Origin of the sequence: Microbacterium sp. NPDC089186, assembly GCF_040685115.1 — a bacterium.
GTDB lineage: Bacteria > Actinomycetota > Actinomycetes > Actinomycetales > Microbacteriaceae > Microbacterium > Microbacterium galbum.
In genome coordinates this window covers 341,832-367,691 of record NZ_JBFBHJ010000004.1, presented here as the reverse complement: position 1 = coordinate 367,691, position 25,860 = coordinate 341,832, and the positions used below count along the sequence as shown (strand labels likewise).

The following is a 25,860-nucleotide window of genomic DNA, read 5'->3' as shown; positions in this document are numbered from 1 at the left end:
CCGGGCCAGACACCGTCGTCACTCGCCCTCGTCTTCCCCTGTGAAAGGTTCCGAGTGAGCGCACCGCCGAGCGAGCTTGTCACCCCGACGCAACCGTCGAGGGTCATCGGGCGTCCGTCGCGACGTCTCGATCGTCTGCGCGAATCCCGCGTCGGTCGCGCGCTGCGGCAGTACGGCAGTGACGTCCTGCGCCGGCCCGAGGGCATCGTCCCCATCGAGCGCGGGGCCTTCACTCGCATCCTGATCCTGTGGGCGATCGCGCGCACGGTGAACTTCGGGCTCCTGTGGGGCTTCTACTCGATCGCGAAGGCGGCGCGCTGGGGCTTCGGCCCCGACAGCGAGCGTCTCGGCACGTTCTTCGACTACCTCACCGGGTGGGATGCCGATCGCTACGGCCAGATCGCCGCCCAGGGCTACCCGATGTCGCTGCCGATGAACGTCTCGGGCGACATCCTCCCCAACAACTGGGCGTTCCTGCCGGTGTTCCCCACGATGGTGCGCGTCATCTCGGGCACGACCGGTCTCGGCTGGCAGCCGGTCGCCATCCTGTTGAGCCTCGGGGCCAGTCTCGGCGCCACGTGGCTGCTGTTCGTCCTGCTGCGCACCGTCGCCAAGCCGCAGCCGGCGTGGTGGGCCGTGGTGTTCTTCTCCTTCGCGCCGATGTCGTTCCTCTTCGTGATCGGCTACAGCGAGGGCCTGTTCATGCTGCTGATGTTCGCCGGCATGCTGCTGGCGATCAAGCGGCGCTATCTGTGGATCCTGCCCATCGGCCTCATCACCGCGTACACGCGGCCGGGCGTGCTCGCCCTGGGCCTGGCCCTGGGCATCGTGTTCCTCGTGCGCTTCTTCCGCCGTCGGGTCGACCCGTTCCCGGTCCGCGAATGGGCGTCGCTCATGGCATCCGGGCTGGTCATCGCGGTGGCGGGGCTCTCCTGGAACCACATCGCCCAGTTCGTCACGGGAACGCACAACGCCTACATCCGCACCGAGCTCGGGTGGTGGCTCGACTACGTCGGCAACGACGAGTTCACGCCCTTCACTCCGTGGTTCCGTCAGGCGGGTACGCACCTGGGTGTCGTCGGCATCGTGCTGGTGATCGCCCTCATCGTGGCGTTCCTCGCGCTGATGTGGTCGCGGCCCGTCCGCAAGCTCGGCCTCATGGTCGTCGCGTACGGCTTCAGCTACGGCGTGTACATCTTCGCGGTGTTCCTGCCCCAGCAGAGCACGTTCCGTCTGCTCATGCCCATGGCGCCGCTCATGGGCGACGAGCGATGGTCGTCGACGCCGCGCCGGCGCACCGCCATCCTCGTCGGCTGCCTCGTGCTGCAGGCCGTCGCGATCCTCCTGCTGTGGACGCGCGGCAACCCGTGATCCTCGCCTGAACGGCGGAAGGGGGCGGTGCCGATCCGGCATCGCCCCCTTCCGCGTGTGTTCGGATTCAGTCGGGCCGTCCGCCCGGGTCGACCGCGTCGACCACGGCCTCCTCGACCGCGTTGTCGGCGACCGTCTCGGCCGAGCCGATCGCCTCGTCGTCGTCCTCGGCGAAGGCGCCGGCTGCGTCGGACCCCTTCGCTTCGTCGCCGACCCCGCCCGCCGGGGCGGGCTGCGTCTCGGGCGGGAGGGGGACGGTCGGTTCGGACGGCGCCGGCGTGGTCGGCTCCGCGGGAGTCGGTGCGCTGGGCTCGGACGGGGTCTGGGGGAAGGTCGGGGTGCTCATGCCGCGACTCTGCGCTACGCGGCCATCGCGCGCGAGCCCCTTCCTCTCCCGGCCGTCCCGGTGTAACCCGCAGCCGCTAGGCTCGTCGGCGAGAACACCAGGGGGATGCCGTGTCGACTGCGCACGATGTGACCAGGCGAGACGCGATCGCTCAGTACCGTCTCGTGGGCGAGCCGTCCGAGCCCGACCTCCAAGGGCTCGTCGAACTCGCCGCGACCGTGTGCGGGGTCCCCACCGCCGTCATCAACATCATCGACGACCGGATGCAGCATCAGGTCGCCGCCGTCGGCATCCGGGCTGCGTCATGCGAGCGCGAGGACTCGATGTGCGCGGCCGTCATCTCCCAGCCGGGCCGCGTCGTCGTCGCCGACGCCCGGCTCGATGACCGCTTCGCCCTCAATGCCTTCGTCACCGGCGAGGTCGCGAACGTGCGCTTCTACGCCTCCAGCCCGCTCATCACGCCGTCGGGAGTGGCGATCGGCACGCTCTGCGTCTTCGACGACGAGGTGGGGGAGCTCTCGGATGCCAGCGCTCACGCGCTCGACCTGCTCGCCCATCAGGTGATCGACGTGCTGGAGCTGCGCCGCGTCCAGCGCGACCTCGTCGAGTCGAACCAGCAGCTGGAGAACTTCGCGACCCAGGTCAGCCATGACCTGCGCAACCCGCTCACGGCGTTGACGGGTTTCCTCGAGCTCGCCGCGGACAGCCCCGAGATGGCCGACGCCCCGCGCGCGGCGCAGTCCCTCGCCCGCGCCGAAGCCGCGGCCGGTCGGATGACGTCGATGGTCACCGACCTGCTCGACTTCGCCCGGATAGGCGGCGCCCGCCCCCATATGACGCAGGTCGACGTGGCCGAGACCGTCGACGCGGTGCTCGAAGACCTCGACGGCGCGCTGGTGCGCACGGGCGCGGAGGTCACGGTGGTCGCCTCGACGTTCGTCCGGGGCGACGACACCCTGCTGCGCGTCCTGCTGCAGAACCTCATCGCCAATGCCGTCAAGTTCACCGTCGCGGCCGAGAAGGTGCCCGACGTCCGAGTGAGCGTCGAGACCCTGCCCGACGGCTGGCGGATCAGCGTCGACGACAACGGCGATGCGGTGCCGACGGAGTTGCGCGAGCGCGTCTTCGAGCCCATGCAGCGCGGGCACGGCGCCGACGTGCAGGGCATCGGCATCGGCCTCGCGACATGTCGACGTATCGTCGAGGCGCACGGCGGGACGATCGGTCTCGACGCCTCCCCGGCGGGTGGGACGCGCGCGTGGTTCGTCCTCCCCGCGGCCGCGTGAGCCGACCGCGGCGCCGATATCGGCCGAGGCGCTGAGGCGCAACCACCGCGACGGATGTCGGAGGCGGACCGTAGCGTGAGGGCTGTCGGGGAAGTCCTCGGCATCCGTCCGCATCCGAGACGACGAGGAGGAGCGACGCATGGCCCGCAACGTCCGTCTGCTGCACTGCACCCCGGAAGACGTCTTCCGCGTCCTCGAGAACGGCTGGCTCTACCCGTTGTGGGTGGTCGGCACCTCGCGGATGCGCGATGTGGGGGAGTCCTGGCCCCAGGTGGGGGCGACGCTGCACCACTCGTTCGGGTCGTGGCCCCTGCTCGTGAACGACACCACGATCATGCGCGTCTGGGATCCGCCGCATCGCGCGGTCCTGGAACCGCACGGCGGCCCGATCGGCGTCGCGCGCGTCGCCATCGACGTCAAACGACGGGGCGAGGGATGCGTCGTGCGCATCCAGGAGGAGCCCGTCACGGGGCCGACCCGGCTGTTGCCCGACACCGTCTTCGATGCCATCACCCGCTGGCGCAACGCCGAGACGCTGCACCGTCTCGCCTACCTCGCGGAGGGCGGCGCACCCGGCACCGAGGGCGGTGCCGACGCGATCGGCCACGAGTCGACCGCCGAGAGGGAGCCGATCCGACGATGAGCGAGACCTACGACGCCGTCATCGTCGGTTCCGGTCCGAACGGCCTGGCCGCTGCCGTCACCCTCGCACGCGCCGGGCTCTCGGTCGGCGTCTACGAGAAGGCGCCGACCTTCGGCGGAGCCGCGTCCACCGCGGAGCTGACGCTCCCGGGCTTCCACCACGACGTGGGGTCGGCGGTGCACCCCCTCGCCCTCGAGTCGTGGTTCTTCCGCGAGTTCGGTCTCGACCGTCGCGTTCCCCTGATCGTGCCCGAGGTGTCGTACGCGCACCCGCTCGACGGGGGGCGCGCCGCGCTGGCGTTCCGCGATCTCGCGCGCGCCGCCGACGGTCTCGGCGTCGACGGGCCCGCCTACGAGCGGCTGATGCGCCCGCTCGTCGATCATCTGCGCGGCGTCGCCGACTTCACGGGGAATGCGCTGCTGCGCATCCCCGGCGACCCTCTCGCGGCGTTCTTCTTCGGCATCCGGGCCCTCGAGCAGGGCGGTCCGTGGTGGAACGCGCGCTTCCGCGAGGAGGCCGTGCCGAGCATGATCACGGGCGTGTCCGCGCACACGATCCTTCACCAGCCGAGCCTCGCGGCCGGGGGAGCGGGTCTGGTGCTGGCCACCTACGGGCACGGTCGCGGGTGGCCGATCCCGGTCGGCGGCAGCCAGGCGATCGCGGATGCGATGATCGCCGACATCCGTGCGCACGGCGGCGTCCTGCACGCGGGGGTCGAGGTGACCTCGCTCGACGAGCTCCCCCCGTCGCGTGCGGTCCTGCTCGACACCACCCCGCGAGCGTTGATCCGCCTCGCCGGAGACCGGATGCCGGCGGCATACCGCCGAGCGCTGCAGCGGTTCCGGTACGGCGGGGGCGTGGCGAAGGTCGACTTCGCGCTGTCCGAGCCGGTGCCGTGGGCCGATCCCGACGTCGCGCGCTCCGGGACCGTCCACATCGGCGGTACCCGGGCCGAGATCGCCGCGGCCGAGAACGCGATCGCGCGCGACGAGCTCCCCGACGCCCCCTATGTCCTCGCCGCTCAGCCGACATTGTTCGACCCCACGCGCGCGCCCGCGGGCAAGCACGTGCTGTGGGCGTACACGCACGTGCCGTCCGGGAGTCCGGCCGACCGCGAAGAGGCCATCGTGCGGCAGATCGAGCGTTTCGCGCCGGGTTTCCGCGACACGATCCTCGCCTCGAGCTCGCGCACCGCGGTCGACATCGCCACGTGGAACCCCAACTTCCCGGGCGGTGACATCTCCGCCGGTGCCCCCACCCTGACGCAGCTGCTCGGCCGGCCGGTTTACAGCCCCGACCCCTGGCGCACCCCGATGAAGGGCGTGTACCTGTGCTCTTCGTCGGCGAGTCCGGGGCCCGGCGTGCACGGTCTTGCCGGGTGGCAGGCCGCGCTGAGCGCCCTGCGCCACGAGTTCGGAACGCGCCTGCGTCCCGATCTCGCCCCCCGCGGCGACCAGCTCCTCCCCGCGGCGCGCTAGCCGTGCCGGAGGGCGACAGCGTCTATCGCCTCCGTCAGCGGTTGGATGCCGCGACGACCGGCGCCCGTGTGGCCGATGGGGAGGTGCGCTCCGGCAATGCCGCCGGTCTCTCCCTCGCCGGCCGCACGATCGTCGGCTACGACACGCACGGAAAACACCTGCTCACGCGCTTCGATGAGGGCGACACGCTGCATACGCACCTGCGCATGCAGGGATCGTGGACCATCACGCGAGCCGGCAGATCCCTTCCGACCGCGGTCCGGGAGAAGGCCCGCGTGCGCCTGCGACTCGACGACGGGCGGGAGGTGTGGGGACTGGATCTGCCGGTCGTCGAGCTCGTGCCGACCGCGCGCGAACGCGACGTCGTGGGGTACCTCGGTCCCGATCCGCTCCGCGCGGACTGGGATGCCGCGGAGGCCGTGCGCCGGCTGACCGAACGCCCCGATCGCCCGTTCGTGGCAGCGCTCCTCGACCAGCGTCGGGTGGCGGGGCTCGGCAACCTCTGGGTGAACGAGCTCGCCTTCCTGCGCGGCATCCACCCCTTCGCGCCGATCGGTGCGACCGATCTGGACGCCCTCGTGACGCTCGCGGCTCGATGCCTTCGCGTGTCGGCGACGGTCCCGGGGATGTACCAGGTCACCACGGGGGATCGTCGTCGGGGCGCCTCGCACTGGGTGGTCGGCCGCGCGGGGCGTCCGTGCCTGCGCTGCGGAACGCGCGTCCGCGTGCGCGACGAGGTGGCGAACGACCCGGAGCAGCGCCGCACGTGGTGGTGCCCGCGGTGTCAGCCGATGCCGGCGAACGTCGATGTCGGAACCCCGGAGTAGAACGGAACGATGGCCGTCGAACGGGAGAACCTTCTGCGCGTCACGCGCATCTACGCGGAGGACGCCGCGCTCGAACTCGAGCGCGGACGGGAGATCGTCGCGCGCTGGCCCGACGCCGACATCGTTCCGGTCGCCTCGCACTGGCAGATCCCCGAGGTTCACGGCGATGAGACCAACGTCGCCCGCTGGGTGCGCATCAAGACCGAAGCGCTCGTCTTGGGCGTGAAGAAGAGCGTCACCACGCGCGTGAACGGCCGCTCGGCGGACTTCATCGCGCCGTCGCTGTCGAACGGCTGCGCGATGGCGTGCTCCTACTGCTACGTTCCGCGCCGCAAGGGCTACAGCAACCCCATCACGGTGTTCGCGAACATCGACCAGATCACGCGTCACCTCGCGCGCCACGTCGCGGCCCGGGGGCCCAAGACCGAGCCGAACCAGTGCGACCCCGACGCCTGGGTGTACGACATCGGCGAGAACGGCGACTGCTCCGTCGACGCGCTCCTCAGCGAGAACGTCCGCGACGTGTGCGATCTGTTCCGCATGACGCCGACCGCGAAGGCGTCGTTCGCGACGAAGTTCGTCAACCGCGATCTGCTCGAGTGGGATCCCGCGGGCCGCACACGCATCCGCTTCTCGCTCATGCCGGCGGGCACGGCGCGCGTCACCGATCTGCGCACCTCGCCGATGGCGGAGCGCATCGCCGCGATCAACGACTTCGTCGATGCCGGGTACGAGGTGCATGTCAACTTCTCGCCGGTCATCCTCACCCCGACGTGGCTCGCCGACTGGGAAGAGCTCTTCGAGCAGCTCGACGCGGCACTGCATGCGCGGGCCAAGGCCCAGCTGGCCTGCGAGGTCATCTTCCTCACGCACAACGAGGGCCTGCACGAGGTGAACCTCGGTTGGCACCCCAAGGGGGAGGAGCTGCTGTGGACACCCGCCGCGCAAGAGGAGAAGCGCTCGCAGAACGGCGCGGTCAACGTCCGCTATCGGCATCCCCTCAAGGCGCAGAGTGTTGCGGCTCTCACCGATCTCATCGCCCGGAAGCTTCCGTACTGCCGGGTGCGCTACGCCTTCTGACGCGCAGACGCAGCAGCCGGCGCGCTCCCGTCGGGAGCCGCGCCGGCCGTCCAGGCGGTCTCAGCCGATGTCGCCGGTGGGGGAGTCGCTCGTGGTCGCGGCCTCGTCGGCGTCGCGCTGCGCGGCCGCACCCTCCTCGGGCGACTCGCTGCCAGCGCCGTTCGACTGCTCGTCGGGAGCGGCGCCGGAGTCTCCGCTTCCGGGGTGTCCGTTGTCGATCGTCATGGGGTCTCCATCCGTTGGTGAAGCGCCGACGGTGTCACGTCCGAACCGTGACGTCCAGGGGGTCGACGGCGATCAGAGGGGAGTGACGCCGTAGCGAGCGGCGAACTCGGCGCTCGCCGCGTCCTCGAAGTCGTCGGCGTCGTCGCGCAGCTCGACATCGTTCACGTCGTTCACAGGTACGGCGCCAGGGCGCCCGCGGTGAGAGCGAAGGCGAGGGCGGTGCCTCCGACGGCGGTTGCCGCAACGACCGAAACGCGCTCGGCGCGCCGGCGACGCGACACGTTGGCGGGGTGCATCGTCGAGCGCAGCGACGCCTTCGCGGCATCGAGGCTGTCGTAGCGGCCGATGGGGATGCCGTGCGCGTCGCGCGACACGAACCCGCCGGCGACCGCGTCGACGCAGCCGTCGTATTCGCCGCCGCGGTGGGCGACCCAGAAGCCGGTGTCGACCTTCGCCCACAGCACCCGGGCAGGGGCGAGCGTCGGCACGACGGGAAGAGTGGGAGCGCTCATGTCAGGCGGCGACCGAGAGCGAACGGCGGCGGGTCGCAGCGGGGGTGCGCGCGGGCGCCACACGGGTCGGGTGAGCCTCGGGGATCTCGACCCGCAGGTCGATGACGAGTCCCGCCGAGGAGTTCGCCATCTCGGCCATGCTCTTCAGCGTCGTCGCGTCGAGGGTTTCGGGCTCCGCCGAATCGAACACGAATCGCAGGGGGATGGCCGGCTGCAGCCAGAGGGTGGAGCGGCCGGGGGTGCCGTCGACGTGCGTCCAGCTCAGGGTGAAGCTCTCGCTGCGGCGGAGCTTGGTCGTGGTCACGACCTTGAGGTGCGAGAGGAGACGGTCCGGGATGCGGATCGGTTCGGTCGACGTGCCGTAGAACAAGTGGCCCATGGGAACTCCCTTCGTGAGCGATTAGCTGTGTGTAGAACATACTCGCTTAGTAACTAGTTTGTCTAACTATTATTAACGAGGTATAGTCGGCGGACGAGCGGGGAGGAGTGTGTCATGACCGACGTCGAAACCACGTCCCGCGGACTCACGAGCACGGGACCCACCGAAGAGGTCACCTACTGGTACGGCGACGAGCCGACCGATCGCCGACGCCGGAGCAAAGCCGTCCTCGAAGCGCTGCGCATCTACCGGGCGGCCGAGGTCGCCATGCGACGCCGCACCCGCGACTCCATGGCGATGGGGGAGAACGAACTCCTCGTCCTGCGCTATCTGCTCCGCGACCCCACTCGGCGGGTGCGCCCGGGGGAACTGACCCGGTACCTCGGGCTCTCGACCGCGTCGACCACGGCGATCCTGGACCGCCTGGAGCGATCGGGCCACATCACGCGTGCGGCGAACCCCGAGGATCGTCGCAGCATCTTCATCCAGGCCACCCCGCGCGCCGACGAGGAGGTGCGACAGACCCTCGGCAACATGCACGACCGCATGCTCGCGGCCGTGATCGACATGTCGCCCGAGGAGTCCGCGGCCGTCGTCGCCTTCCTGCACCGCATGAGCGACGCCGTCGACGGAGTGGCGGTCGACAAGCGGGCGGTCGATTCCCCGTGATCTACGTGCTCGTCGGCGGACCGCGCGACGGACAGCACGTGGATGACCTTCCTCGCGGTTACCGCCTCTCTCTGACCGATCCTCAGCCGGAACCGTTCGCCGAGTTCGACACCGTTCGCGCGGTCTGGTTCGAACTCGACGAGTCGATGTTCCGTTCGGCGCAACGCCGCGACTGATGCGTATCCCACGCGCGCGGCCGGGGCAACCCGCCCCACCCCTGCCGGGTGGGACCGCAGAGTGGGGGAATGCGATGCGTGACCTATGCCGGCGAAACCGTGACGACCACCGACGACGTGGCCGCGTCACTCGTGGAGCTGACCGCGGCAGTGGCGAAAGAGGGGCAGGCCGAGGCGGTCAGCATCCCCATCGTCACCGGCGACAAGAAGGTCGCCCAGGCGGAGCTGGTGATCGGCGTGGGCAATGATGTGCTGTCCGCGCCCGTCGACTGGCACGACGAGGAACCGGACTTCGCTCACGCGGCCGCCGAGTTGAAGAACCACCGCCTGTTCCCGCGCCCGCACCTGCGGGCGGTCGAGCCCACGTCCGACGTGGATGACGACGAGCCCATCGACTGGGACTTCGACCAGCCCACGCAGGCCTGATCGCCACCCGATTCAGCCCACGAGCCGGTCGAGCGAAAGACGGCGGATGCCGCCGAGTCGGCGATCGTGCTGCACACGTTGCGCCGGAGCGTCGCCGTGGACGGCGACGGCACCGGATGCCACGATCCCGACCGTGCGATTGTGGCATCCTCCGTTCACCGTCGGGAAATAGTCCTCAGGGATGATGTGCGACGACCGGCCGTCGGTGAGGCTGGAGGAGTGCTCGCAGCCGCGCGAGCCGGACGCTTCCCCCCGGAGTGGAGATCATGTCGCCCGACCAGCTGCGAATCGCCCCGACGACCGACGCCCCCGACGGTCGAGAACGTCAGCGCCGGAGTATCCGTCATGCGCAGGCGCAGCTCGCCGCCTTCGTGCGCAGCTCAGCCGACGACGTCGCCGAGGCCGCCCATGCCGCCGAAGCGGCGCTGCGCAGCGCATTGTCGTCGGGGGCGGGAGTGGAACGCGTGTCGGCGGAGCTGGAGGTCAGTCCTCGCGCTCTGCGAGCGATCGCCGATGGATCGGTGCCGTTGCGCAGCCTTCACCCGGACGACCGCCTGCGCTTCGCCTGAGCCTGCGCGCCGGTCGAGCCGTTCGGCTCGGGCCGGTCCGCGGAGGCCGGTCCTGTCAGGCCAGGCGCTCGGGACGGTACTTGTCGTCGCTGAAGCCGATGACGAGATATCCGATGACGTAGAAGATCACCAGCAGGAACAGCGAGAACACCCACCCGTGGCCGAATGCCCGGCCCACGCGGATGTGCACGATCACGTGGAAGACGAGGTTCACGATCGGCACGAGGTAGAGCAGGGTCAACCACCCCGAGAAGCCGGCGATGCGCACCATGACGACGAGGTTGACGATCGGGATGATCGCGAGCCACCCGGCGTGCCCGGCTTTGGCGAAGACGCGCCACAGCGCGACCACCATGAGGACGTAGATCGCGAGGGCGATCAGAGAGTTCGTGGCGCTCAGCGCGAAGATCGACGTCTGGTCGGTGATAGACGAGGGCGAGGAGGTCAGCATGCGCTCATCGTAGGGGTTCTCCCAGCCGACGCTCAGGTTGGCCGCCCGCACGGCACGCCATGGTCGGGCGGGTTTACGCTCTCAACGAGGAGGCGGCCGAATGGGCGAGCGCAAGTTCGAGTGGGGCGGGCTGAGCGCCGACCGCGCCGATTACGTCACGGCCGCCGAGGCGCTCGCGATGCTGGAGGTCCTCGTCGTGGCCCAGGCCGATCTCGACGTCGCCACCGAGCTGCGCGACGGCGCCGCATGGGCCCGCTTCTCGCGCGGGCCGCGGTGGGCGCTCGTATCGACCCCCGGCTCGCGGTGGTTCTCGGTCGAGACCGACACGGGTCACCGCATGCAGCTCGTCGACGCGTCGTCGTCGAAGGACCAGAGCGCGCAGTTGCTCGCCGTCTACGTGGACGTGGCGGAGGCCTACGTGCGCTCCGACGTCGCCCCCGTGCCCGGTCGAGGGCTGGGCGGGTCGGTCGTCACCGTCGATGTCGACGGGCGCGAGGTGCTGCTTCACCTTCCGATCTCCCGACGGGTCCGGGGGATGTTCCGGCACTAGGCCGACGCGCCACCCCGGTCAACCCGGTGCGCCGGGCCGGGGCGGGTTGCGACGCTGGTGATCTCGACGAAGGGAACACCATGAGCGACCCGCAGCACACCCCGGCCGACGACGCGTCCGACCTCGGAGACGACCCCACGGTCAAGCCGAGCCAGGAGAACGACGTCGACGAGGCCTCGAAGGCACCGTCCGCCGACGACCCGAACGCCGATCACCAGGCGAGCGGCATCGGCGTCATCGGCGACGAGTGATCCGGATGCCACGGATCGGCGTCGTGCTCCGCGTCGTCGGTCCGTGGCCGTGCCCGCGGAGCCGTGCCTGCAGCGACGCCCGGCCGTCGGGACCGCCGCCGGTGCGGTGATAGCCTGGACCGGTCCGCCTCCGTAGCTCAGGGGATAGAGCGTTGGTTTCCGGTACCAAAGGTCGCAGGTTCGATTCCTGTCGGGGGCACATGTGACGAAGGCCGCGGTCGATGACCGCGGCCTTTCTGATTTCCGGGGCCGTCAGCCCTCGTCGGTCGGCGCGCCGGTCGGCTCGGCGTCCTCGACGAGGTGCCGCGAGCCGAGTTCGTCGGCGGTGGCGCGCCCCTGGTCGACGGCTTCCTCCTTGCTGGAGAAGCTCGCCGACAGCTCGGGTCGGCCCTCCACCGCGTTCTCCCACTGGCCCCGGTTCGATCTGGTCGTCACGTCGTTCTGGCTCATGGCATCCAGCAGACACCGGTCGTTCTTCGCGCGGTGCGGGGTTGACACGTGAAGGGGCGGGCGGGCGGGCGACAGGGTCTTTCACCCCTCACGTCACCTCCCGAGGCGGTGTCCGCGGATGCGGCCATGCCCGGGCGGCGGAGGCCCGGCACGGCGTCGCGGCGTCGTCGTCAGGGGCGCTCGGCGATCAGCCCGGCGTCGCACAGCGCCGTCAGGGCGGCACGGACGGCATCTCCGGCGTCTCCGCCGCGCGGTTCGCCGTGCGCGTGCACCGCGGCAGCCACGAGGTCGTCGAACGAGGCGCCGTCGGCTGCCCGCCAGAGCACCGGTCCGATCCCGTCGACGAGGTGGATCGTCGTCTCGTCGTCCGGTGCGCGGCGCAGCAGCGCGAGACGCGCGCCCGAGAGAGCCACGGCATCCACCACGGGCGTGCGGGTGAAGCCGCTCGCGCCTCGGGTGGCCTCGGCGCGTTGCGAGACGATCGGCTCGCGTGACGCCGGCCGTGGCGCGGCGAACAGATCGCGGATGAGGGGAAGCACGTCCGCGGCTTCCGCGTAGCGCAGACGCAGCGCTCCGCCGACCGCGCTGACGTGGCCGATCAGCGTCTCCAAGGGACGCGGCAAATCGGCGAGATAACTGCACTGCGGCGCGATCGCTGCCACGGCATCCGCGATGTCGAGGGGCTCGAGGGCGGCCTGGGTGCTCCGCGGCTGACGATCGAGCACCACGACGGCGTGCAGGCGGAGCGGGGTGGGCGGAAGATCGCGCAGACCGAGACCGCGGGGCGACACCTGCTTCTTGGCGCGGCCGGCGCCGTCGACGATCGACAGAGGTTTGCGGTAGGGCAGGACGCTCCCGTCCGGTGCGACGCCGACGCTCTCGTCGCTCACGTAGGCGTAGTCGCGCGCGAGGCTCGACATGAGGGTGGTCTTGCCCATCCCCGACCGACCCGAGAACAGCACGACGCGTCCGTCGTCGTCGGCGATGGCGCCGGCATGGACGAGCCACAGGTCTCCACGCCGCGCGGAGAGGGCGGAGAGCGTCACCTGGGTCGACAGGTCGGACATGGTCTCGTCGGAGAGGAAGCGCGGGCGCGGGGAGACGATCGCCGCAGCGAGCGTGGCTTCGTCGTGCCGGGCCCCGGACCAGGCTTCTCCGATCGAGACGCGGTCGGCGGGGGGCACGCCGTCGAGGTCGATGCGCACGGTCACCCCGAGGGCGTCGACATGCAGATGATCGGCTTCGCCGGTACGACTCGGGAGGGGCTGTTCGCGGGACATCGTCGGTCAGTCTCCCGGGGCGCGGGATGGTCGCGGGTCGCGGCACCGCGTCGGGGGCGGGTGAAAGACGCGTCCACCGGATCGGGCATCGCCCGTTCCGACCTCTTGTCAAGACCTGCCGCTCTTTCGCGGACGGTTGGGATGCTGAGACCTTCCGTCGAAAGGATCTGCCATGAGCATCGGAGCCGGCATCGCGCTGTTCGTCATCGGCGCCATCCTCGCCTTCGCCGTGAACCTGCCCAACGACTACGTCAGCTTGAGCATGGTCGGCTACATCATGATGGGAGCCGGCGTCGTCGTGTTCCTGATCGGCGTCGTGCTGCTCGTGCGTCGTCGGCAAACCGATACGGTCACCCGCACCGAAGGAGTGGGGGGCGCCCAGGTCACCCGCTCGACCACGCGCTCGTCCAACGACGACCTCGTCTGAGTCCCCCGGGGTCGCCACCCCGGAGGTACACCCATGACCGAACCGACGCGCACCGTCGCCGACGACTCGCCCGCGGGCGACCTGTTCGACGGACGCTACCGCCTCGGCCGTCTGCTCGGCCGGGGCGGTTACGCGCGCGTGTACGAGGCGGTCGATACCGCTCTCGAGCGCACCCTCGCCATCAAGGTCATCGACGGGGACGGTGCCGATCCCTCCGACGTCGCCCGCGTCCGGTCGGAGATCCGCCTGCTCGCCTCGCTCTCGCATCCGTCGCTCGTCACCCTCTATGACGCACGGCTCGACGCGACGCCCGCCTATCTGGCGATGGAGCTGATCGCGGGCCCGACGCTCACCGACCTCATCGCGCGGGGTCGTCTCGGCGGGCCCGAGGCCGCGCGCGTGGGGCGCGAGGTCGCGGAGGCGTTCGCCGTGATCCACGGCCGAGGGATCGTGCACCGCGACGTGAAGCCGTCGAACATCCTGATGCGACCCGCCGCGCACACGGGGGAGACCCCGCGGGCGACTCTCGCCGACTTCGGCATCGCCTCGCTCGTCGGGGCCACCCGCGTGACACGGGCCGACACCGTGATCGGAACGGCCGCTTACCTGAGCCCCGAACAGGCGCGCGGGATGCCGGCCGCACCCCCGAGCGACGTGTACGCGCTCGGACTCGTGCTGCTGGAGGCCCTGACCGGTTCACGCCCGTTCGGCTCCCGCACCCCGCATGAAGCGCTCGCCGCCCGGCTCGTCTCCCCGCCTGAGATCCCCGCGCACATCCCCTCCGGGTGGCGGGACGTGCTCGAGCGGATGACGGCCATCGACCCCGCCGAACGACCGGATGCCGCGGGCGTCATCGTCGCGCTGCGCACGTTGTCGAACGTGGCGGTGCCCGCCCCGGGAGGGGGAACGACCGCGCGTATGCCGGCGGTGTCCGGAGCCACCGCCCCGACGCGCGTCTTCGACGCCTCGACGCCGGGGGGATCCCCGGTGCCCCGTTCGCGGCGTCGTCCGTCTCGACGTGCTGTGGTGGTGGCATCCGTCGTCGCCGCCGTCCTCGCCACGGGGGGAGTGACCGCCGCCGTGGCAGCCGGAGCCGGGGGAGCCCCCGAGCCCGATCTGCCCGCACTGCCCCAGCCGCTCGATCAGCACGTCGACGACCTGTGGAAGGAGGTCGGGGAATGATCCGTCGCGCTTCCCTCGCCGGCGTCGTGGCCGTGGCCGCAGCCCTGGCCCTCGCCGGCTGCACCCCGCCCGCCGCGCCCACCGCGTGGCAGCAGAACGTGCAGACGATCGCGGAGCAGGCGTCGGCCGGCGACTACGCCTCGGCGCTCGCGAGCCTCGACGCGCTCGAGGCCGAGGTCACCGCCCGCCGCGACGCGGGGGAGATCACGGCCGAGGAGGCGGACGCCATCCTGACGCGCATCGCGACGGTCCGTGCCGATCTCACCGGTCTGGTCCCCACCCCCACACCCACGCCCGAGCCCGAGCCTGCGCAGACGACCGAGCCCGCACCCGACGACCAGCAGGACGTCGTCGACGACGGCACGGATGACACCGGCGGAGGCGGGAACGGCGGGGGCCCGTCCGACAAGAAGCCGGGCGACGAGAAGGGGCCGGGGAACGGCAAGGGGCCGGGCAAGAAGGACGGGTGAGCATGCCGGCGGCGGCGTGTCGCGGAACAGGTGCGCGGGGATGGCCCCCACGCCCGCGCGCCGTGCGAGGATTGCCCGGTGCCGCGCCGCGTGACCGCTGAACTGGACCTCGATCTCGGGGCATCCGTCGACCTCATCTTCCAGATCTCCGCCGCCCAGGGGGTCCCTCTGCTGAGCGAGGACCTGACGTTCTCGCAGGGTGATCGCGTGTACACGCCCACCGAGATCGTCGACCAGTCCGGCAGCCGCCTTCACCGCGTCACCGGCGAGCAGGGCCCCCTGACGGTGCGGTACGACGCCGTCGTCGCCGGTCCCGCGCAGAGCCCCCGCACGAGCGACCTCGAGACCATCACCTACCTGCGCCCGAGCCGCTACTGCCAGTCCGACGAGGTGTTCTCGCAGGCACGTCGCCAGTTCCGCGGGCTCTCCGGTGAAGAGCTGCTGACCGCGGTGTCGTCGTTCGTGGCATCCACCGTCACCTACACCCCGGGCCTGAGCCTCGGCACCGACAGCGCGGTCACGACGCTCATGACCGGCCAGGGCGTGTGCCGCGACTACGCCCACGTCGTCATCGCGCTCCTGCGGGCGATGGACATGCCGGCGCGGTATGCCGCGTGCTACGCCCCCGGCCTCGAGCCGATGGACTTCCACGCCGTCGCCGAGGCCTACATCGACGGCGCCTGGTACGTCGTCGACGCGACCCGTCTCGCGGATCGCCGCTCGCTCGTCCGCATCGCGACGGGGCGCGACGCCGCCGACTGCGCCTTCCTCAGCTACCACGGGGGATACGTGGGGCTGGAACGCCTGCACGTCGACGCGGTCTTCGACGACGAGACCCCGGATGCCACGACCCCCGACGACCACGCCGCGCTGGTGCAGATCGGCTGACGCGCTCCGCGGTCGCCTCCGGCGGTTCGTCGTCACGGAGGGGGTCCCGCCCCGCTCCGCCTAGACTTGCAGGGTTATGGATCCCGCAGCCCTCTCCGCAGCCCTCCTCGCCGTCATCGCCCCGCTCGCCGAGGCGCGACGAGAGGGCTCCTCGGCGGGGATCACCGCCGCCGACCTCCCGCTGGAGCGGCCGAAGAACCGCGACCACGGCGACTGGGCGTCCAACGCGGCGCTCAAGCTGTCGAAGGTCGTCGGAGCGAACCCGCGCGAGTTCGCCGCGGAGATCGCCGCCGGTCTCGAGGCGGTCGACGGCGTCGCGAGCGTCGAGGTCGCCGGCCCCGGCTTCATCAACATCCGACTGGATGCCGCTGCCGCCGGCGCGCTCGCGAAGGTCATCGTCGAGCAGGGCGCCGCGTTCGGAACGAACGACTCCCAGCGCGGGAACACCATCAACCTCGAGTTCGTCAGCGCGAACCCGACCGGACCCCTGCACATCGGCCACACCCGGTGGGCGGCTCTCGGCGATGCCATCGCCCGCGTGCTGCTCGCGAGCGGTGCGACGCTCGTCCGCGAGTTCTACATCAACGACGCCGGCGCCCAGATGGAGCGCTTCGGCCGCTCCGTCGTGGCCGCGGCGCACGGCGAGCCGACCCCCGACGACGGATACGGGGGCGCGTACATCGGAGCGCTCGCCGAGCGGGTGCTGGCGGAGCGCCCCGACCTGCGCGATCTCGATCGCGCCGAGCAGGTGGCCGTCGCCACCGAACTGGCCTATCGCTTCCAGCTGGGCGAGATCCAGGCCTCTCTCGAGCGCTTCAACGTCCACTTCGACGTCTGGTTCTCCGAGCGCACGCTGCACGCGCACGTCGATGCGCAGCCGAGTCTCGTCGACGAGGCGGTCGACCGTCTGCGCGAACAGGGCCATGTCTTCGACGACGAGGGCGCCGTCTGGGTGCGCACCACCGATTTCGGCGACGACAAAGACCGCGTCATCCGTCGCTCCAACGGGGAGTACACGTACTTCGCCGCCGATGCCGCCTACTACCTCAACAAGGGCGACCGCGGCTTCGCGCACAAGATCTACCTCCTCGGCGCCGATCACCACGGCTACGTCCACCGTCTCAAGGCTCTCGCCGGCGCCGCGGGCGACGACCCCGAGAAGGACATCGAGGTGCTCATCGGACAGCTCGTGTCGATCAACGGTGCCAAGCTGTCCAAGCGCGCGGGCAACATCATCGAGCTCGACGACCTGCAGCAGTGGCTCGGCACCGACGCGCTGCGCTACTCGCTCGCACGGTATCCGGCCGACTCGCCGCTGACGCTCGACCCCGAGATCCTGCAGAAGCGCACCAACGACAACCCGGTCTTCTACGTGCAGTACGCCCACGCGCGCACGCACAACGTCGCACGCAACGCCGCCGACTCGGGTGTCGACCGCTCGGAGTTCGCCCCGGAGCTTCTCGATCACGAGACCGAGTCGGCGCTTCTCGGTGCCCTGCAGGAGTATCCCCGGGTCGTCGCGTTCGCCGCCGAGGTGCGCGAGCCGCACCGCGTCGCGCGCTACCTCGAAGAGCTCGCCGGCCTGTACCACCGGTGGTACGACAACTGCCGCGTCATCCCGCTCGGTGACGCCCCGGTCGAGTCGGTGCACCGCACGCGCCTGTGGCTCAACGACGCCACCGGTCAGGTGCTCCGCAACGGCCTCACGCTGCTCGGCGTCGGCGCTCCGGAGCGGATGTAGTCCATGACGGACGCGGATGCCGTGGCCCCCCGCCGCCGTTCAGGTCGATGGATCGCGATCCTCCTCGTGGTCGTCGTGCTGCTGGCGGGTGCCGTGGTGGCCGCCGAGTTCATCGCACGCTCCCTCGTGACGAACACGGTCCGCTCGCTGGTCGTGAAGAACGTCGGCCTGGCCGACGACCAGAACCTCGACGTGTCGGTGAGCGGAATCGTGCTCCCGCAGCTGATCGCAGGGCGCCTCGACGACGTCACGGTCAGCTCGGACGACGTGACCTTGGGCCCCATCACCGGTGACGTCCTCGTGGAGATGCAGGGCGTGCCGGTGTCGGGTGAGGGTCCTGCCGACGGAGGATCGGCCTCGGTGCGTCTCAATGAGGAGCAGTTGCGGGCGCTGCTCGCGCAGATCCCCGATTTCCCGTCGGGCACGGTGGCGATGGCCGCCCCCGATCTCACCTTCACGAACGAGCTGTCGCTCTTCGGCGTCGGCATCCCCGTGGGCGTCTCGGTCACCCCGGGCGCAGCGTCCGGTGACCTGACCCTCACCCCGACGTCGTTCGAACTCGGCGGCAACACCATCGACGCCGACACGCTGCGCGCGCAGTTCGGCGGCGTGGCCGACGCGGTCCTCGGCCCGCAGAGCCTGTGCATCGCCGATCGCCTCCCGGCCGGCCTCACGCTGACCTCCGCGACGGTGCAGGGTCAGAGCCTCGTGGCCGCCTTCGACCTCGCGGGCGGCATCCTCGACGACCCCGCGCTGCAGGCCGACGGCTCCTGCAGCTGACCGGCCGCGCATCGCGATCACCGACCGCGTCACCCGTCCTCCGCGTCGGTGAGCGCGACCGCCGACCGGCGTGAGCCTGCCTATGGTCGGGGTCGACGGACGGATGCCGCGACCGCGGCGCGTCATGGGGAGGTCGGCATGTCCGCGGTGTCACGTCGCAGGGTTCTCACCGCAGGCGCGTGGACGATTCCCGTTCTGAGCGTGAGCGCGGCACTGCCTGCGCACGCGGCGGCGAGCCGGACCGACCGCGTGACGCTGACGTCGTCCCGCGCGGCCGCCTACCCCGATGAGACGGCGACCGTGAGGGTCACGAGTATCGAAGCCGATGGACGGCCTCGCGCCGGCGACGCCGTGTCCCTCTCGCTGGACGACCCCGCCCGCGCGATCATCGAACGACCGACGGGCGTCACGGACTCCTCGGGCGCGTACACGACGTCGGTGCGCGTGCGCACCGATGCCGCCCCCGGAGCCTCGGCATCACGGCATCCACGTCCTCGGGGCGACCAGCACGGCGCTCGAGGTGCGGGAGGCGACCGTCATCCGGCACGACGAGACGGGCGCCTCGACCCGCGTCCTCGCGCTCGCGCACGGGTATCAGGACGACATCGCGACCGTCGAGAACCGGGGCTTCGCACACAGCGATCTGCAACCCACCGGACGACACGTGCGGCCGAAGCAGGTGCTCCAGGTGGAGGTGCCGGACGGGGCCCCGGCGACCCTGTCTCTGGCGATCGGCGCGCGCGGGCCCTGGAAGGCGTTCAACGGCGGCACGGGCACCGATCTCTCCGTCACGACGTTGACGACGGGAAGTCAGAGCATCACCGCCGCCCAGGACGGAATCGTCTACGTCATCAATCACTCCGACAGCCAGGCTGTGGAGCTGACGGTGTCGGGCGGCTCCGCGCAGCCCGCGTGGGTGAAGGACCGGACGACATCGGCTGAGTTCGCCTCCCGACTGGCCGCGTCGTCGGTACCCGTCGTCACGCTCGTCGGCGACCGGGTGTTCGTCGACGTCCAGCGACGGGTGATCGACGACATGGCCGCCCGGAACGTCGCATGGGATCCCGCCGACACCGTGGCGCGGCTCGATCGGGTGCTCTCGTCGACCTGCGACGTCTACGGGTTGAGCTATGCCGCGGTCGGGGTCGGACGCAAGCACGCCGGTCGCGTGTATTTCAGCGGAGCGGACAGCGGGGCGGGGTGGGCCTTCGCGACGAGTCAGTGGCTGTGCTTCCAGGTCGACACGGGTGCCAGTGAGGCGCTGCTCGCCGACTCCGACTCGTGGGGCATCTGGCACGAGGTCGGACACACGTTCCAGACCCCGTCGTACACGTGGAGCGGACTGGGTGAGGTGACGGTCAACATCTCCTCGCTCGCCCTCCAACAGCGTCATACCGGCCACCACCGTCTGGACGAGTGGCCCGAGGCCGAGGACCGGATCGCGCGGTACTTCGCCCAGGCCGTCGGGGACCGGAGCTTCGCGCAGCTGACGGACGAGGATCCGTTCTATCCGCTCTTCCTCTTCGATCAGCTCCGGCAGTCCTTCGGCGAGGGGTTCTATCCGGCGGTCGATCAGGCGTACCGCGTCCGACGGATCCGCGGGCTGTCGATGCCCTCTTCCGACCAGGACAAGAAGGACCTCTTCGCCCAGGTGGCCTCCCAGGTGGCCGAGCGCGACCTCGGCCCGTTCTTCACCGCGTGGGGCGTTCCGATCACGTCAGCGGTTCTGACGACGTTGAGCGCGCATCCCGCGCTGCAGAACCAGATCTGGACCGCCATCGACTCCCGAGACGCGCACCGCGAGCGGGACGCGGGGTACGACCTCCCCATCGGCACGCTGACGGCGGAGAACGTGAGCCTGTACCTGGGCGACCGCACGGCCTCGTCAGGCGAGGTGACCGGTCTGTCGACGCTCGCCGGGTCGACGAGCACCCTCGTCGCGCGCGAGTCCGTCGCGATCAACGTCGGTTCGATGGAGGGGCGGCTTCTCGCGATCCTCCAGTCATCGGATGCCACGCAGGAGGCGCTGACGCGGACGGTTCCGGTCACCGTCACCTCGGCGCTCGGATTCGTGGGCATCTACGACGTCCGTTCCGGATGGATCGGCATGAGCCGAGACGGGAAGCGCCTCGTGGTCACCTCGACCGGTGTCGCCCCGCACGACTACTACTTCAAGGGGAAGCCGTACTACCAGGTCGCTCTGCAGAACGCGCGGGGCCGGACGCTCGTCACGGTGACCGTGAACGGAGACGACACCCACGACAAGGTCGTGACGGCGCTCGACGGCATGTCGGTGTCGAACGGGTACCGGCTCCTCGTCACCGCCGCGGAGCCCTCCCGGGTGCGCGTCTACGCGGACAGCGTGCAGACCGGGTCCCTGTCCAAGACGCCTCAGACGCTGACCATCCGCGGGGGGCGGTTCGTGGTCTGACGGCCGCCCGGAGCCCGGCGGCTGCGGACGCGGGGCGGCGCCACCGGACACGGGAAGGGAGCGGCATACGCGGTGCCCTAGACTGATCGGGCTGCCCGCCGCGTGACTCTCCGCGGGGGTGGCAGCCGTGATCCGCGGCCGTCGCGTCGCCGCAAAACCCGATTGGTCCCTCTGTGTCCGCCTCGCACTCCGCGCTCGTGCCCGAGTGGCTCACCACTCCGGCCGAAGCGAACGAGCTCGTCGCCCCCGTCTGGCCCGCGTCCGCTCGTCGCGTCGACGACGGCTCCGTCGAGATCGGAGGCGTCTCCGTCTTCGATCTGCGTGACCGCTTCGGCACCCCGCTGTACGTCCTCGACGAGGACGAGGTGCGCGAGCACGCCCGCCGCGCCCGCGCCGCGTTCGACTCGGCGGCGGCGCGTCACGGGATCCGGGCTCGCGTCTACTACGCCGGAAAGGCGTTCCTGTCGACCGAGGTCGTGCGGTGGGTCGTCGACGAGGGACTCTCCGTCGACGTGTGCACGCGCGGCGAGCTCGAGGTCGCCCTCGCCGGGGGAGCAGCCCCCGCGCGCCTCGGCTTCCACGGCAACAACAAGAGCGTGCGCGAGCTGGAGCGCGCGGTCGAGGTCGGCATCGGCTCGGTCGTCGTCGACAGCCCCATCGAGATCGAGCGCCTGGCCGCGATCGCCGAGCGCCGCGGCGCCGTGCAGTCCGTGCTCGTACGCGTTCGCACCGGCGTGCACGCCGAGACCCACGCGTTCCTCGCGACCGCGCACGAAGACCAGAAGTTCGGCTTTTCGCTCGACGGCGCGGCCGAGGCCGTCGCGCGCATCCGCGAGCTCACCAGCCTGCGCTTCGTCGGCCTGCACGCCCACATCGGCTCGCAGATCTTCGACTCGTCCGGATTCCGCGAATCGGCCGCACGCCTGGTCGACCTGCACGCCGACCTGCTGGCCGGGGGAGAGATCCCCCTCCTCAACGTCGGCGGCGGCTTCGGCATCTCCTACACCTCGGTCGACGACCCGAAGCCCATCGAGGAGATCGCCGACGGCATCCTGGACGCCATCGCCGACGAGTGCGCCGTGCGCGGCATCCCGATGCCCGACGTCGCCACCGAGCCCGGTCGTGTCATCGTCGGCCAGGCCGGGGTGACGCTGTACGAGGTCGGGACGGTCAAGACGGTCACGGCCGCCGAGGACCTCGAGCGCACCTACGTCAGCGTCGACGGCGGAATGAGCGACAACGCCCGCCCCGCTCTCTACGGCGCCGATTTCTCCGCGCGCATCGTCTCGCGCACGAGCTCCGAGACCCCGGCGCTCTCGCGCGTCGTCGGCCACCACTGCGAGTCGGGTGACATCGTCGTGGATGCCGAGTACCTCCCCGCCGACGTCACACCGGGCGACCTGCTGGCCGTGCCCGCCACCGGCGCCTACTGCTTCTCGCTCGCGAGCAACTACAACTACACGCCCCGCCCGCCCGTCGTCGCGGTGCGCGGGGGACAGGCCCGCGTGATCGTGCGCGGGGAGACCATCGACGATCTGCTCTCGCGCGACGCCGGCATCCCGGCATCCGCCCCCACCGCAACACCCCACGGAGACACCGCATGACCGACTACCGCACGCTCCGCGTGGCGCTCCTCGGCGCCGGCGCCGTCGGCTCGCAGGTCGCCGACCTGCTGCTCAAGCACGGCGACGAGCTCGCCGACCGCGCGGGCGCCAAGCTCGAACTCGCCGGCATCGCCGTGCGCAACGTCGACTCCAAGCGCGACGCCGACCTCCCGCGCGAGCTCTTCACGACGGATGCCGAGACCCTCATCGTCGGCAGCGACATCGTGATCGAACTCATGGGCGGGATCGAGCCGGCCCGCACGCAGGTGCTGCACGCGATCGCCTCGGGCGCCGACGTCGTCACCGCCAACAAGGCGCTGCTCGCGACCCACGGCTCCGAGGTCTTCGAGGCCGCCGACCAGGTCGGCGCCGAGGTGTACTACGAGGCCGCCGCCGCCGGTGCCATCCCGATCATCCGCCCGCTGCGCGACTCGCTCGCCGGCGACCGCGTCGTGCGCATCATGGGCATCGTCAACGGCACGACGAACTACATCCTCGACCGCATGGACACCGAGGGCGCCGACTTCGCCGATGTCCTGGCCCAGGCGCAGCAGCTCGGGTACGCCGAGGCCGACCCCACCGCCGACGTCGAGGGCTACGACGCCGCGCAGAAGGCCGCGATCCTCGCGAGCCTGGCCTTCCACACGACGGTTCCCCTGGATGCCGTGCACCGAGAGGGCATCACCTCGGTCGACGCCGCGATGATCGAGTCCGCTCGTCACGCGGGGTACGTCATCAAGCTGCTCGCCGTGTGCGAGCGTCTGACGGCCGCCGACGGCTCGGAGTCCATCTCCGTGCGCGTATACCCCGCCCTCGTCGATCGGTCGCACCCGCTCGCCAGCGTCCACGGCGCCAACAACGCCGTCTTCGTCCAGGCCGAGGCGGCCGGCGACCTCATGTTCTACGGCGCGGGCGCCGGCGGCGTGCAGACGGCCTCCGCCGTGCTCGGCGACGTCGTCTCGGCGGCGCGCCGGCACATCGCCGGAGGCGTCGGGGTGGGCGAGTCCACGCGCGCGAACCTGCCGGCCGTGCCGATCGGGCACGTCATCACGCGTTACCAGATCACGCTCGAGGTCGACGATCAGCCGGGCGTGCTGGCGACCGTCGCCGGCATCCTGAGCGAGGGCCGCGTGTCCATCGCGACCGTCGAGCAGACCGTGATCGAGGCGGACGAGAACACCCAGACCGGCGGTTCCGCCCGGCTGGTCATCGGAACACACAAGGCCCGCGAGCAGGACCTGAGCGAGACCGTCGAGCGTCTCGCCGCGAGCGGCGTCGTCGAGCGCGTGGTCTCCGTGCTGCGCGTGGAAGGGAACTGACATGGCTCACCTCTGGCGCGGAGTCCTCCGCGAATACGCCGACCGTCTGGGTGTCACCGACGCCTCCACCGTGGTCACGCTCGGCGAGGGCGGCACACCCCTCATCCCCGCCCCGGCGCTCTCGCGCCGAACCGGCGCCGACGTGTGGGTCAAGTTCGAGGGCATGAACCCCACCGGGTCGTTCAAGGACCGCGGCATGACCGTGGCGCTCTCGCGCGCCGTCGAGCACGGCGCCAAGGCCGTCATCTGCGCCTCCACCGGTAACACCTCGGCCTCCGCCGCCGCCTACGCCGCGCACGCCGGTATCACCGCCGCGGTGCTCGTGCCCGAGGGCAAGATCGCCATGGGCAAGCTGAGCCAGGCGGTGGCGCACAACGGCCGTCTCATCCAGATCCGCGGCAACTTCGACGACTGCCTCGAGATCGCGCGGGAGCTCGCCGATCACTACCCGGTGCACCTCGTGAACTCGGTCAACCCCGACCGCATCGAAGGCCAGAAGACCGCGGCCTACGAGGTCGTCGAGCAGCTGGGCGACGCCCCCGACTTCCACTTCATCCCCGTCGGCAACGCCGGCAACTACACCGCCTACTCGCGCGGCTACCGCGAGGAAGCAGCTCGCGGCGTCGCGACGAAGGTGCCCCGCATGTTCGGTCTGCAGGCAGCCGGGTCCGCGCCCCTCGTGCGCGGCGAGGTCGTGAAGAACCCCGAGACGATCGCCAGCGCGATCCGCATCGGCAACCCGGCGTCGTGGGAGCTCGCTCTCGAGGCCCGCGAGGCCACCGACGGCTGGTTCGGCGCGATCGACGACGAGGGCATCCTCGAGGCGCAGAAGATCCTCGCGGGCGAGGTCGGCGTCTTCGTCGAGCCCGCGTCGGCTATCAGCGTCGCGGGTCTGCTCAGCCGTGCCGAGGCGGGCGTCGTCCCGTCGGGTGCGAAGGTCGTGCTGACCGTCACTGGGCACGGCCTGAAGGACCCGCAGTGGGCTCTGCGCAAGGCCGACGGCACGACGGTCGAGCCGACCGTGGTCGACGCCGCCACCTCGGAGGTCGCCTCCGTGCTCGACCTGCAGCCGGTGACCGCGTGAGCTCAGGCCCCGGTCGCCGGGTCGCCGTCCGCGTTCCCGCCACCAGCGCGAACCTCGGTCCCGGCTTCGACACCCTGGGCCTGGCCCTCAGCGTCTACGACGAACTCGTCGTCGAGCAGCTCGACGGTGACCGCCTCGAGATCGAGGTCGAGGGGGAGGGGACGGCCGACGTCCCCCGCGACGCGTCGCACCTCGTCGTGCGCGCGATGGCGCACACCTATGCCTCTGTCGGCCGCACCCTCCCCGGTCTGCGGCTGAGCGCACGCAACGTCATCCCGCACGGGCGCGGCATGGGCTCGTCCGGTGCCGCCGTGGTGGCCGGCATCCTGGCCGCCACGGGCCTGCTCGAGGGGGAGGTCGCCTTCAGCGACGTCGACCTCCTGCGCCTGGCCACCGAGATGGAGGGGCACCCCGACAACGTCGCGCCCGGCCTGTTCGGCGGTCTCACCATCGCCTGGATGGATGCCGAGGGCCCGCAGCACAAGCAGCTCATCGTGCACCGCGGTGTCTCGCCGCTGGTCTTCGTGCCGAGCTTCACGATGTCGACCGCCGTCGCGCGCAGCCTGCAGCCGCTGCAGGTGCCCCGCGAGGACGCCGTATTCAACGTCTCGCGTTCCGCCCTGCTGATCGCGGCGATGACGCAGAGCCCCGAGCTGCTGATGGCGGCCACCGAGGACAAGCTGCATCAGAACTACCGCGCCCAGGCGATGCCCGAGACCGACAGGCTCGTGCGGGCGCTGCGGGCCGAGGGGTATGCGGCGGTCGTGTCGGGGGCGGGCCCCAGCGTGCTCGTGCTCGCGGACGGGCCCGGACAGCGACTCGCGGCGGCGGATCTTATGGCATCCGTCGTTGACACCCCGTGGCAGGCCCTCATGCTCGCCGTCGACGTCAAGGGTGGTACAGTGAAAAACGCAGAGGGTTCCGCGTAAATTCGCGAATCTGAGCCTCTGCACACCTGCGAAATC

The 25,860-nt window shown here is 70.9% G+C and carries 30 protein-coding genes and 1 tRNA gene; 24 read left to right on the top strand and 7 right to left on the bottom strand.

Annotation, left to right across the window (positions count from 1 at the left end; all coding sequences use genetic code 11):
- Nucleotides 1–54: 54 nt before the first annotated feature.
- Nucleotides 55–1,371: a hypothetical protein gene (locus AB0N82_RS15600; RefSeq protein ID WP_363392825.1), complete on the top strand. Its 1,317-nt coding sequence runs from the start codon at nucleotides 55–57 to the stop codon at nucleotides 1,369–1,371.
- A gap of 67 nt (nucleotides 1,372–1,438) precedes the next feature.
- Here the strand turns inward: AB0N82_RS15600 and AB0N82_RS15595 are convergent, their stop codons facing one another.
- Nucleotides 1,439–1,717 carry a hypothetical protein gene (locus tag AB0N82_RS15595; protein ID WP_315993214.1) on the bottom strand — a complete coding sequence of 93 codons (279 nt, stop codon included), beginning with the start codon at nucleotides 1,715–1,717 and terminating at the stop codon, nucleotides 1,439–1,441.
- 110 nt (nucleotides 1,718–1,827) lie between these two features.
- Between AB0N82_RS15595 and AB0N82_RS15590 the strand changes: the two genes are divergently transcribed.
- The 5 genes from AB0N82_RS15590 to AB0N82_RS15570 all read left to right on the top strand — a co-directional run bounded on the left by AB0N82_RS15590 (nucleotide 1,828) and on the right by AB0N82_RS15570 (nucleotide 7,031).
- On the top strand, nucleotides 1,828–3,003 hold the full coding sequence (locus tag AB0N82_RS15590) for a GAF domain-containing sensor histidine kinase (protein WP_363392822.1): 1,176 nt from the start codon (nucleotides 1,828–1,830) through the stop codon (nucleotides 3,001–3,003).
- A 139-nt stretch (nucleotides 3,004–3,142) separates the two neighbouring features.
- Nucleotides 3,143–3,646, top strand: a complete 504-nt coding sequence (locus AB0N82_RS15585; protein ID WP_315993212.1) for an SRPBCC family protein — start codon at nucleotides 3,143–3,145, stop codon at nucleotides 3,644–3,646.
- The gene (locus AB0N82_RS15580; protein WP_363392819.1) at nucleotides 3,643–5,124 is read left to right on the top strand and encodes an NAD(P)/FAD-dependent oxidoreductase; all 1,482 of its coding nucleotides are present in this window, start codon (nucleotides 3,643–3,645) and stop codon (nucleotides 5,122–5,124) included. Before AB0N82_RS15585 ends, AB0N82_RS15580 begins: the two co-directional genes overlap by 4 nt.
- Nucleotides 5,125–5,126: 2 nt before the next feature.
- Nucleotides 5,127–5,951: a DNA-formamidopyrimidine glycosylase family protein gene (locus tag AB0N82_RS15575; RefSeq protein WP_315993210.1), complete on the top strand. Its 825-nt coding sequence runs from the start codon at nucleotides 5,127–5,129 to the stop codon at nucleotides 5,949–5,951.
- 9 nt (nucleotides 5,952–5,960) lie between these two features.
- Nucleotides 5,961–7,031, top strand: coding sequence for a spore photoproduct lyase family protein (locus AB0N82_RS15570; RefSeq protein ID WP_315993209.1), 1,071 nt, complete (start codon nucleotides 5,961–5,963; stop codon nucleotides 7,029–7,031).
- A gap of 60 nt (nucleotides 7,032–7,091) precedes the next feature.
- Here AB0N82_RS15570 and AB0N82_RS15565 read toward each other — a convergent pair whose 3' ends face one another.
- From AB0N82_RS15565 to AB0N82_RS15555, 3 genes are all read right to left on the bottom strand, one after another.
- Nucleotides 7,092–7,256: a hypothetical protein gene (locus AB0N82_RS15565; RefSeq protein WP_315993208.1), complete on the bottom strand. Its 165-nt coding sequence runs from the start codon at nucleotides 7,254–7,256 to the stop codon at nucleotides 7,092–7,094.
- Between the two features lie 170 nt (nucleotides 7,257–7,426).
- Nucleotides 7,427–7,768 (bottom strand): hypothetical protein, encoded by a 342-nt coding sequence (locus AB0N82_RS15560; protein WP_315993207.1) that lies wholly within the window; start codon nucleotides 7,766–7,768, stop codon nucleotides 7,427–7,429.
- A 1-nt stretch (nucleotide 7,769) separates the two neighbouring features.
- Complete coding sequence (locus AB0N82_RS15555; protein WP_363392813.1) at nucleotides 7,770–8,147, bottom strand: hypothetical protein; 378 nt, start codon at nucleotides 8,145–8,147, stop codon at nucleotides 7,770–7,772.
- A gap of 114 nt (nucleotides 8,148–8,261) precedes the next feature.
- Between AB0N82_RS15555 and AB0N82_RS15550 the strand changes: the two genes are divergently transcribed.
- The 4 genes from AB0N82_RS15550 to AB0N82_RS15535 all read left to right on the top strand — a co-directional run bounded on the left by AB0N82_RS15550 (nucleotide 8,262) and on the right by AB0N82_RS15535 (nucleotide 9,987).
- A complete protein-coding gene (locus AB0N82_RS15550) occupies nucleotides 8,262–8,816 on the top strand; it encodes a MarR family transcriptional regulator (protein WP_315993205.1) in 555 nt (184 codons plus the stop codon).
- 38 nt (nucleotides 8,817–8,854) lie between these two features.
- Nucleotides 8,855–8,992 carry a hypothetical protein gene (locus AB0N82_RS15545; protein WP_315993204.1) on the top strand — a complete coding sequence of 46 codons (138 nt, stop codon included), beginning with the start codon at nucleotides 8,855–8,857 and terminating at the stop codon, nucleotides 8,990–8,992.
- Nucleotides 8,993–9,091: 99 nt separating this feature from the next.
- Complete coding sequence (locus AB0N82_RS15540; RefSeq protein ID WP_363392809.1) at nucleotides 9,092–9,418, top strand: hypothetical protein; 327 nt, start codon at nucleotides 9,092–9,094, stop codon at nucleotides 9,416–9,418.
- A 266-nt stretch (nucleotides 9,419–9,684) separates the two neighbouring features.
- On the top strand, nucleotides 9,685–9,987 hold the full coding sequence (locus AB0N82_RS15535; protein WP_363392806.1) for a hypothetical protein: 303 nt from the start codon (nucleotides 9,685–9,687) through the stop codon (nucleotides 9,985–9,987).
- 55 nt (nucleotides 9,988–10,042) lie between these two features.
- On the opposite strand, the gene AB0N82_RS15530 is transcribed toward AB0N82_RS15535, so the two are convergent.
- On the bottom strand, nucleotides 10,043–10,438 hold the full coding sequence (locus AB0N82_RS15530; RefSeq protein WP_363392803.1) for a DUF5684 domain-containing protein: 396 nt from the start codon (nucleotides 10,436–10,438) through the stop codon (nucleotides 10,043–10,045).
- A 100-nt stretch (nucleotides 10,439–10,538) separates the two neighbouring features.
- Between AB0N82_RS15530 and AB0N82_RS15525 the strand changes: the two genes are divergently transcribed.
- The 3 genes from AB0N82_RS15525 (at nucleotide 10,539) to AB0N82_RS15515 (ending at nucleotide 11,438) form a co-directional block, all read left to right on the top strand.
- On the top strand, nucleotides 10,539–10,988 hold the full coding sequence (locus AB0N82_RS15525) for a hypothetical protein (RefSeq protein ID WP_363392800.1): 450 nt from the start codon (nucleotides 10,539–10,541) through the stop codon (nucleotides 10,986–10,988).
- A gap of 80 nt (nucleotides 10,989–11,068) precedes the next feature.
- Complete coding sequence (locus tag AB0N82_RS15520) at nucleotides 11,069–11,239, top strand: hypothetical protein (RefSeq protein WP_315993199.1); 171 nt, start codon at nucleotides 11,069–11,071, stop codon at nucleotides 11,237–11,239.
- Between the two features lie 126 nt (nucleotides 11,240–11,365).
- Nucleotides 11,366–11,438: transfer RNA gene (locus AB0N82_RS15515), tRNA-Arg, on the top strand.
- Nucleotides 11,439–11,491: 53 nt separating this feature from the next.
- On the opposite strand, the gene AB0N82_RS15510 is transcribed toward AB0N82_RS15515, so the two are convergent.
- Together AB0N82_RS15510 and AB0N82_RS15505 are read right to left on the bottom strand one after the other, a co-directional pair.
- Nucleotides 11,492–11,689 (bottom strand): DUF2188 domain-containing protein, encoded by a 198-nt coding sequence (locus AB0N82_RS15510; protein ID WP_315993198.1) that lies wholly within the window; start codon nucleotides 11,687–11,689, stop codon nucleotides 11,492–11,494.
- A gap of 170 nt (nucleotides 11,690–11,859) precedes the next feature.
- Nucleotides 11,860–12,969 carry a hypothetical protein gene (locus AB0N82_RS15505; RefSeq protein WP_363392796.1) on the bottom strand — a complete coding sequence of 370 codons (1,110 nt, stop codon included), beginning with the start codon at nucleotides 12,967–12,969 and terminating at the stop codon, nucleotides 11,860–11,862.
- A 172-nt stretch (nucleotides 12,970–13,141) separates the two neighbouring features.
- On the opposite strand from AB0N82_RS15505, the gene AB0N82_RS15500 reads away from it, so the two are divergent.
- The 11 genes from AB0N82_RS15500 (at nucleotide 13,142) to thrB (ending at nucleotide 25,824) form a co-directional block, all read left to right on the top strand.
- Nucleotides 13,142–13,396 carry a DUF6458 family protein gene (locus AB0N82_RS15500; RefSeq protein WP_108319361.1) on the top strand — a complete coding sequence of 85 codons (255 nt, stop codon included), beginning with the start codon at nucleotides 13,142–13,144 and terminating at the stop codon, nucleotides 13,394–13,396.
- Between the two features lie 33 nt (nucleotides 13,397–13,429).
- Nucleotides 13,430–14,578 (top strand): serine/threonine-protein kinase, encoded by a 1,149-nt coding sequence (locus tag AB0N82_RS15495; protein WP_363392793.1) that lies wholly within the window; start codon nucleotides 13,430–13,432, stop codon nucleotides 14,576–14,578.
- Nucleotides 14,575–15,048 carry a hypothetical protein gene (locus AB0N82_RS15490; protein WP_315993195.1) on the top strand — a complete coding sequence of 158 codons (474 nt, stop codon included), beginning with the start codon at nucleotides 14,575–14,577 and terminating at the stop codon, nucleotides 15,046–15,048. The genes AB0N82_RS15495 and AB0N82_RS15490 overlap by 4 nt, the downstream gene beginning before the upstream one ends.
- A gap of 78 nt (nucleotides 15,049–15,126) precedes the next feature.
- Entirely contained in the window at nucleotides 15,127–15,936 is an 810-nt protein-coding gene (locus AB0N82_RS15485) for a transglutaminase family protein (protein WP_363392789.1), read from the top strand.
- Between the two features lie 76 nt (nucleotides 15,937–16,012).
- Nucleotides 16,013–17,677 (top strand): arginine--tRNA ligase, encoded by a 1,665-nt coding sequence (locus AB0N82_RS15480; RefSeq protein WP_315993193.1) that lies wholly within the window; start codon nucleotides 16,013–16,015, stop codon nucleotides 17,675–17,677.
- 3 nt (nucleotides 17,678–17,680) lie between these two features.
- Complete coding sequence (locus tag AB0N82_RS15475; protein ID WP_363392786.1) at nucleotides 17,681–18,457, top strand: DUF2993 domain-containing protein; 777 nt, start codon at nucleotides 17,681–17,683, stop codon at nucleotides 18,455–18,457.
- A 454-nt stretch (nucleotides 18,458–18,911) separates the two neighbouring features.
- Nucleotides 18,912–20,888, top strand: a complete 1,977-nt coding sequence (locus AB0N82_RS15470) for a M60 family metallopeptidase (RefSeq protein WP_363392783.1) — start codon at nucleotides 18,912–18,914, stop codon at nucleotides 20,886–20,888.
- 173 nt (nucleotides 20,889–21,061) lie between these two features.
- A complete protein-coding gene (gene lysA, locus AB0N82_RS15465) occupies nucleotides 21,062–22,492 on the top strand; it encodes a diaminopimelate decarboxylase (RefSeq protein ID WP_363392780.1) in 1,431 nt (476 codons plus the stop codon).
- The gene (locus AB0N82_RS15460) at nucleotides 22,489–23,811 is read left to right on the top strand and encodes a homoserine dehydrogenase (protein ID WP_363392777.1); all 1,323 of its coding nucleotides are present in this window, start codon (nucleotides 22,489–22,491) and stop codon (nucleotides 23,809–23,811) included. Before lysA ends, AB0N82_RS15460 begins: the two co-directional genes overlap by 4 nt.
- A 1-nt stretch (nucleotide 23,812) precedes the next feature.
- Complete coding sequence (thrC, locus tag AB0N82_RS15455; RefSeq protein ID WP_315993188.1) at nucleotides 23,813–24,895, top strand: threonine synthase; 1,083 nt, start codon at nucleotides 23,813–23,815, stop codon at nucleotides 24,893–24,895.
- A complete protein-coding gene (thrB, locus tag AB0N82_RS15450; RefSeq protein WP_315993187.1) occupies nucleotides 24,892–25,824 on the top strand; it encodes a homoserine kinase in 933 nt (310 codons plus the stop codon). Before thrC ends, thrB begins: the two co-directional genes overlap by 4 nt.
- The last annotated feature ends 36 nt before the right edge of the window (nucleotides 25,825–25,860 follow it).